Here is a 6,670-nt window from a genome sequence, read left to right as displayed (position 1 = left end):
AGCGTAAGCTGAGGTCACGCTATGCTCGAGAAAATTCGTCGCCAGCTCAACAATGCGACAGAGCCACCTCGGTGCTATCAAGGGGACAGCCGGCGTTATGTCCATGGCGCATCCGACTGCATCGGACCCGGTGCCTATTCCCGGAATCGACATCCGGATCGATCTCGGTGGTGGCATTGTTCTGACGGTCGCGAGGCGCAGATGTTCTGTTGGCGGTGATCAGGTAGTTCACGCCTTTGATGCTGAACGATGCCACGCCGTCGGGGCAGATACATGCTAGATACATGCCTCTCAAGGACTGTGGCGCGCTCGTGATTGCCGGTGTGCCGTCAGCATGCACACCGGAAGTACGAGAGACATTAAATAGCGTTGGCTGCGAGCGAACATGATCACCTTACTTTTATGGAAAAGGCAAGTATGGATATCCCGCTTGAATGGCCGATGACATGCCGTGCTCCGGCCAGGAACCGCTATTTGAAGGCCGCGACCGCGGCGCGGCCCACCGCGGGATCGTCCGTGAAAAAGCCATCGATGCCGGCTTTCAGGTAAGCGGTGATCTCGCCCACCCCATCGCCGCGCTGCGACAGTGACGTCACGTCAGGCCTGCGCATGCTCACCGGCAGGAAGGGATTTTCGGGCCGCAGTGTCCAGGTGTGCACTTGCAGGCCGGCTGCCTTGGCATCGGCCACGAAGCTGGTCGCCGCGCCCAGTTCATTGCTTGCGGTGCGCGCTATGATCACTTCCTTGTACGGCGACACTACGTCCGCATACAGCGCGATTTCCCGCAGGCCGGCGGGGGTGACCAGGTCGGCATAGGTGCGCGTGCTGCCCGACGCGACGAAGTCATAGGGCGCATTGCGCGGCGTGCCGTTTGGCGCCGGTGGATTTTTCGGATTGTCGATCAGCTGCACAATGCGCATGTCCGTCAGGCTGCGCAGTTCCTTCAGGTTGGCCACTTCGAACGACTGCAGGAAAACCGCCGCCGCCTTGCCGCGGTAGCCGCTCGCGACCAGCTGGTCGACCAGGCGCTTCTCCAGCGGCAGGCCGATCGACTTGAAGTAAGTCGGGTGCTTCGTCTCCGGATAAATTCCGATGACCTTGTTGCGGGCAAGGCTTTCTTTCTTTACCAGGTCAATCACTTCCTGGAGCGTCGGCACGTCGACCTGGCCGTCGTAGGCGGCATTGGCGGGCCGGTTGGCAGGGATGCGTTCCTTTGCCCGCAAGGTCTTGAGCTCGGCCAGCGTGAAGTCTTCGGTAAACCAGCCGGTGACAGGTATGCCGTCGATGTTTTTGGTCGTCTTGCGCCCGGCGAACTGGCTGACGGTGGACACATTGGTGGTGCCGGTAATATCGTTCTCGTGGCGCGCTACCAGCACGCCGTCCTTCGTCGCAACGAGATCGGGCTCGATGATATCGGCGCCGTCGTCGATGGCCTTGAGGTAAGCGGCGATGGTGTGCTCCGGACGCAGCGCGGAGGCACCGCGGTGCGCTGTGACGGTCGGCGTCGGCGGCCATGCCGCGCCGGGGTTCTGCAGGTCGGCTGAGTCGCCGCCGCAGGCGCTCAGCAGCACGCTGGCGAAGACGGTCGCGACGCTGGCGGCGAGCGTCGGATAGGATGAGGACTGGGCCGATAAAGCGTCGTTCATGATGGCTCCGTTTAGCAATTGGGAAATATTGGTACGCTATAGAGCCTAGCAAGCCTGCGTTACCGTAGCGTGACCAACGCGAGATTCGCGCGCCTCCCTTTGAATGCACCCGCCATGGTTCTGTCGCGTTACTGATCCAAGGCCGACATACGGCCGATCCATAGCCGCGGCCCCTCAGGCTGGACGGACTTGTCGTGCCAGCGCGTAGAGTTGCTCGGCGAATGTAAGCGTCCAGCCCTCCCACCTTCACGGCTGAGTCAAGCCGGCGTAGAGTCCGCAAATGGCAGCAGCGAATCGATCTTGCTGTTCGGGCAAGTCGGCAGCCTGTCGAGGGTATCGGCAAGCCAGCGGGCTGGATCCAGCCCGTTGAGTTTAGCGGTGGCAAACAGGCTCTGGATGGCGGCGGCGCGGCGGCCAGCACGCTCTGACCCTGCAAACAGCCAGTTCTTCTTACCGATGGCGATGGGGCGAATCGCGTTTTCGACCGGGTTGTTGTCGATCGGTAGGATACCGGAAGCTGCGTAGCGCACCAGGGACGGCCAGGGTACTGTCAACTTACGGTCGTCGGAAAATTCGGTAAAGTCTTGGGATGAACAAATCGCTACTTTACCGCGGCTTCCGCTACCCGGCGGAAATCATCAGCCATGTCGTGTCGCTCTACTTCCGGTTCGCGCTGAGTTTTTTGTGACATAGAAGAGCTTATGGCCAGCCGTGGCGTTATCGTCACGTACGAAACGATTCGCCAATGGACGTTGAAGTTCGGCCGGGAATATGCCAATGCACTTCGCCGGCGTCAACCGCAGCGCGGGGACAAATGGCATCTGGACGAGGTGGTGCTAACAATAAAGGGAACGCACTATTACCTCTGGCGTGCAGTCGATCAGAACGGTCATGTGCTCGATATCTTGATGCAGAGCCGGCGAAACAGGCCGGCAGCAAAACGCTTTTTCCGCAAGCTTCTCAAGGGCTTACGTAACGCGCCACGGGTGCTGATCACCGACAAACTGAAGAGCTATGCTGCGGCGAAGATGCAAATTTTGCCCGGTGTCGAGCATCGTCAGCATAAGGGTCTCAACAACCGGGCGGAACTATCTCATCAACCGACGCGGCCACGGGAACGACAGATGCGCCGCTTTAAGTCACCCGGCCACACCCAGCGTTTTTTGTCGGCGCATGGCCCCATCAACAATGCCTTCCGGTGTCAGCGTAACCGCTTAACAGCGGAGCAGTACCGGCACGTGCGTACCCAAGCATTTTCACTTTGGAATGAGGTCACCGATGTAGCAAAGAGCGCGTAATTCCGGATACCGTCTCACCCGGTCAGCGGCGATTTCGCGTGGACTTCTAATAACTCGCCCTCACAGTTCAGCAAGTTGAAAATACCCACGATTCCTATGGCGTTTACGTGGTGCGTAAATGTATTGCATAATGATTGTCATTGGCAGCAGGTTTGTGCTGAACGAACCGTATCGAGGAGCTAGCTGGTGGAACCGCAAAACGTGCAAGCTGCAGCAGTGACAACAACCGGCCTAGCCGGCGACATCCGCGTCCTGATCAACGAAGCGCGGGCCGGACTGGCCGCCACCGTCAATTCGGCCTTGACCATGCTGTACTGGCGCATTGGCCGGCGCATACGCGCCGAGGGGCTCCAAGGGGAGCGGGCCGGCTACGGCGAACAGATCGTCGCTTCGCTGGCGCGACAATTGGAAGCCGAACACGGGCGCGGCTTCGGCGCCAAGAACCTGCGCCACATGCTGCGCTTTGGCGAGGTGTTCGAGACCGAGGAAATTGTCTACGCACTGAGTAGACAATTGAGCTGGACCCATTTGCGCAGCCTAATCTACATCGATGATCCCCTCAAGCGGGAGTTCTATCTGGAAATGTGCCGTAGCGAGGGCTGGAGCACCCGCACCTTGCAGGGACGCCTCGATTCCATGTTGTTCGAGCGCACGGCGCTCTCGCGCAAGCCCGACGAATTGCTCACGAGTGAACTGGCGACCCTGCGCGATCAAGGAGTGCTTGGCCCGAACCTCGTGCTGAAGGATCCTTACGTGCTGGACTTTCTGGGGTTGCGCGATCGCTACCTTGAAAAAGATCTCGAAGACGCTATCCTGCGCGAACTGGAAAATTTCTTGTTGGAGCTGGGGGCCGGCTTCAGCTTTGTCGCCCGTCAAAAACGGCTGCAAATAGACAACAACGATTTTTACATTGACTTGCTGTTCTACAACCGCCGCTTGCGGCGCCTGGTCGCCATCGAACTCAAGCTCGGCGAATTCAAGGCCGCTGACAAAGGCCAGATGGAGCTCTACCTGCGCTGGCTGGCCAAATATGAACAAGAACCTGGCGAAGCGCCACCACTAGGAATCATCCTCTGCACGGGCAAGAACCGTGAACAGATCGAATTGCTGGAGCTGGATCAAAGCGGCATTCATGTCGCTGAATACCTGACCGGCTTGCCGTCCCGGCAATTGCTGGAGCAAAAGCTGCACGAGGCGGTGGCGCTATCGAAGGCGCGGCTGGAGAATCGTCCCAGCCCGGATCGGCTTGATCCAACTGCATCCGAAGTCAAGTAAGAGAGGGCAAACTCATGCGAATCGGTTATGCCCGTGTCTCCACCCAAGACCAGGACAACACGGCACAGATTGCGGCGTTGAACGCGGCGGGGTGCGGACGGATATTTGAAGAGAAGGTGTCGACTGGCCGCTGGAATCGTCCGGAACTGAGCCGCCTGCTCGATCATTTGCGCAAGGATGATGTGCTGGTTGTCTGGAAGCTCGACCGCCTGTCACGCTCGCTCAAGGACGTATTGACCCTCATGGATAGGGTCGAGAAAACCGGTGCTGGATTCCTCAGCCTTACCGAAGCCGTCGACACCACCTCACCGGCCGGGCGCATGATGATGCAAATTGTGGGATCGTTCGCCGAGTTCGAACGCGCCATGTTGCGCGAGCGCACCCACAGTGGCTTGTTGGCCGCCCGCGAAGAAGGCCGTATCGGCGGTCGCCGTCCCAAGCTCACGCCAACGCAACAAAAGGAAATTGTCCACCTAGTCAATTCTGGCCAGAAAACGGCCGCCGAATCCGCGCGCCTGTTCAATGTCCATCCGTCTACGGTGGCGCGACTGCTGGCCCGCCATAAGCTCACAAATTAGCTGAGCAACACGGGAAAAACCTTAGCGTACGATTTTTCCCGTTTCCCCTGTTCTCCCCTTTCAGAACGCATCAACAAGCAGAACAACCAGGATTGAAAAAAAGTGACAAATATCGACGACGACATGCCCATCATCTATTCCCCTCTGAATCGGACAGCAAGCCGTAATGGAAGGAGCGTCGAGGTGGAAATCTATCGCGCAGAGAATGAGGATTGGATACTCGAAGTGGTCGACGAGCACGGTAACTCGACCGTTTGGGATGATCTATTCCCGACCGACCAGGCGGCGCTGGACGAGGCCATGCGCACCATTAATGAACAGGGCATCGACGCGGTGATTGGCCCGCCGCCCGGCCAGGACAAGCGCAACCCAACCATGCACGGCTTGTCCGATGCCGAACTTCGCGACCTTGATGATTTTCTTGCCGACGAATCGATAGAATCGACGTCGATGGATCTCGCGATGCTCGACGGCTACCTTACCGCGATCGCCATCGGTCCCGGGCTGATTCCCCCGTCCGCGTGGTTGCCATGGGTGTGGGACCATGTCGATGGCCGGGCCGAGCCCGTGTTCGACAATAACTCGCATGCGAACCGCGTCCTCTCGCTGCTGATGCGGCATTACAACGCGGTCGTCGAGGCTTTCAACACCGACCCGGCCGGTTTCGAGCCCATGTTCGTGCGCGGCGCAGACTACGGCGCCGCCGAATGGTCAGATGGTTTCCTCTGCGGTTTCCAGTTCGACGAGCGCGCGTGGAGCCTGCTCGCCGTCGGACAACCGACCTGGTTCGCGCCATTCATGCGTTTGGGGACCGAAGATGGCATTGCGATCACCGACAAGCAAGGCGATGCTGCCCGATGGATCGATGCCATAGTGCCGTCGTTGGTCGAGATCGCAGCCTATTGGAAATCGCGGCGAGCGATGCCCGGCCACGCGCCCATGCCGGCAATGCCCATCGTCCGGGCGACACCGAAGGTCGGGCGCAACGATCCTTGTCCTTGTGGCAGCGGTAAAAAAGTCAAAAAATGCTGTGGCGGTACGCCGACGGCGCCATCAACACTGCATTGAAGAGGGAGCAGCATGTCTGAAATCGTCTGTGAAGGATGTGGCGCCGTCACGGCGGGCTACGACACCGTCAACTACGGGTCAATCGATGTCGGCTACCGGGTGTTGTGTTCCCGGTGTTTCAACAGCGAGGTAGCCACGCGTGTTGGTCTCGATAAGTTCGAGCATGTCCGTCTTGAACCAGTCAAGCTATCCGATTGCAACGGAGTGATGCACGAGTTTCATCTGCGTACCCATCTGCACGGCGACATCGTCTCGCTGGAGGCATTCGAGCTTCGCGACGGCGCGCCGGGCGGCTACGAATTCCAGATCGTCGGCGATCCGCGCGATGACTTATTTTCCTTGTGTGGGCGTCTCGTGGAAAAGATGCGCCGCGCCCTGGCGGTGATGCACGTAAGACGCGGCAGGCTCGGTTTGGAAATCATCGAGGAGGGTTGTGTCGCGTTAGCGATTTGAGGCTCAGATTTGCTGGCGAGGAGTAGGCCGCTTTCAAACTGGACGGATTTGTCCTGCCAACGCATAAAATTGCTCGGCAAACGATGTGCGAGCAATGCCTTGGATCCTGAACTGGTCCTTGCGGATCATGTGCATGAGCTCGATGCCGGCGAGCACGTTGGCCGCTGCACGAAAGGACTTGAAGCCAAGCATCGGCCTGGTCACGCGTTTGATCGCGCGGTGGTCCTGCTCAACTATATTGTTGAGGTATTTGACCTGCCGTACGGTGACCGGGACAGCTATCGCGTGGACCTGTCAGGAATTCTGTGTGCGGGGCCAGAATTGGTGGTTAGATAATTGCGTTTGTGAAGCG

Annotated in this window: 5 protein-coding genes and 3 pseudogenes; 5 read left to right on the top strand and 3 right to left on the bottom strand. The window is 58.9% G+C overall.

Translation table 11 applies throughout. From position 1 onward, the window contains the following. Window positions 1–470: 470 nt before the first annotated feature. Both ACFPOU_RS16360 and ACFPOU_RS16355 read right to left on the bottom strand, forming a co-directional pair. The gene (locus ACFPOU_RS16360; RefSeq protein WP_379723413.1) at window positions 471–1,646 is read right to left on the bottom strand and encodes a glycerophosphodiester phosphodiesterase; all 1,176 of its coding nucleotides are present in this window, start codon (window positions 1,644–1,646) and stop codon (window positions 471–473) included. Between the two features lie 257 nt (window positions 1,647–1,903). Then, window positions 1,904–2,188 (bottom strand): annotated as a pseudogene (locus ACFPOU_RS16355) (transposase domain-containing protein); the annotation flags it as partial. Window positions 2,189–2,235: 47 nt separating this feature from the next. Here ACFPOU_RS16355 and ACFPOU_RS16350 point away from each other — a divergent pair. The 5 genes and pseudogenes from ACFPOU_RS16350 (at window position 2,236) to ACFPOU_RS16330 (ending at window position 6,318) form a co-directional block, all read left to right on the top strand. Next, window positions 2,236–2,944: pseudogene (locus ACFPOU_RS16350) on the top strand (IS6 family transposase). 183 nt (window positions 2,945–3,127) lie between these two features. Next, a complete protein-coding gene (locus tag ACFPOU_RS16345) occupies window positions 3,128–4,219 on the top strand; it encodes a PDDEXK nuclease domain-containing protein (protein ID WP_379723416.1) in 1,092 nt (363 codons plus the stop codon). A 14-nt stretch (window positions 4,220–4,233) separates the two neighbouring features. After that, a complete protein-coding gene (locus ACFPOU_RS16340) occupies window positions 4,234–4,797 on the top strand; it encodes a recombinase family protein (RefSeq protein WP_379723410.1) in 564 nt (187 codons plus the stop codon). A gap of 102 nt (window positions 4,798–4,899) precedes the next feature. Beyond that, a complete protein-coding gene (locus ACFPOU_RS16335) occupies window positions 4,900–5,865 on the top strand; it encodes a UPF0149 family protein (protein ID WP_379723407.1) in 966 nt (321 codons plus the stop codon). Window positions 5,866–5,877: 12 nt separating this feature from the next. Continuing rightward, window positions 5,878–6,318 carry a DUF7686 domain-containing protein gene (locus ACFPOU_RS16330; RefSeq protein WP_379723404.1) on the top strand — a complete coding sequence of 147 codons (441 nt, stop codon included), beginning with the start codon at window positions 5,878–5,880 and terminating at the stop codon, window positions 6,316–6,318. Between the two features lie 33 nt (window positions 6,319–6,351). Here ACFPOU_RS16330 and ACFPOU_RS16325 read toward each other — a convergent pair. After that, window positions 6,352–6,588, bottom strand: a pseudogene (locus tag ACFPOU_RS16325) (DDE-type integrase/transposase/recombinase); the annotation flags it as partial. Between the last annotated feature and the right edge of the window lie 82 nt (window positions 6,589–6,670).

The sequence above is a fragment of the Massilia jejuensis genome, assembly GCF_042656795.1.
Classification (GTDB): Bacteria; Pseudomonadota; Gammaproteobacteria; order Burkholderiales; family Burkholderiaceae_D; genus Telluria; species Telluria jejuensis.
The sequence above is the reverse complement of the archived record's forward strand: the minus strand, read 5'-3'. Positions and strand labels throughout refer to the sequence as shown.

What these genes read in the sequence shown, in the direction of transcription:
- ACFPOU_RS16340 (WP_379723410.1), top strand. Translation starts at nt 4,234, where the DNA reads ATGCGAATCGGTTATGCCCGTGTCTCCACCCAAGACCAGGACAACACG.
- ACFPOU_RS16330 (WP_379723404.1), top strand. Translation starts at nt 5,878, where the DNA reads ATGTCTGAAATCGTCTGTGAAGGATGTGGCGCCGTCACGGCGGGCTAC.
- ACFPOU_RS16360 (WP_379723413.1), bottom strand. Translation starts at nt 1,646, where the DNA reads ATGAACGACGCTTTATCGGCCCAGTCCTCATCCTATCCGACGCTCGCC.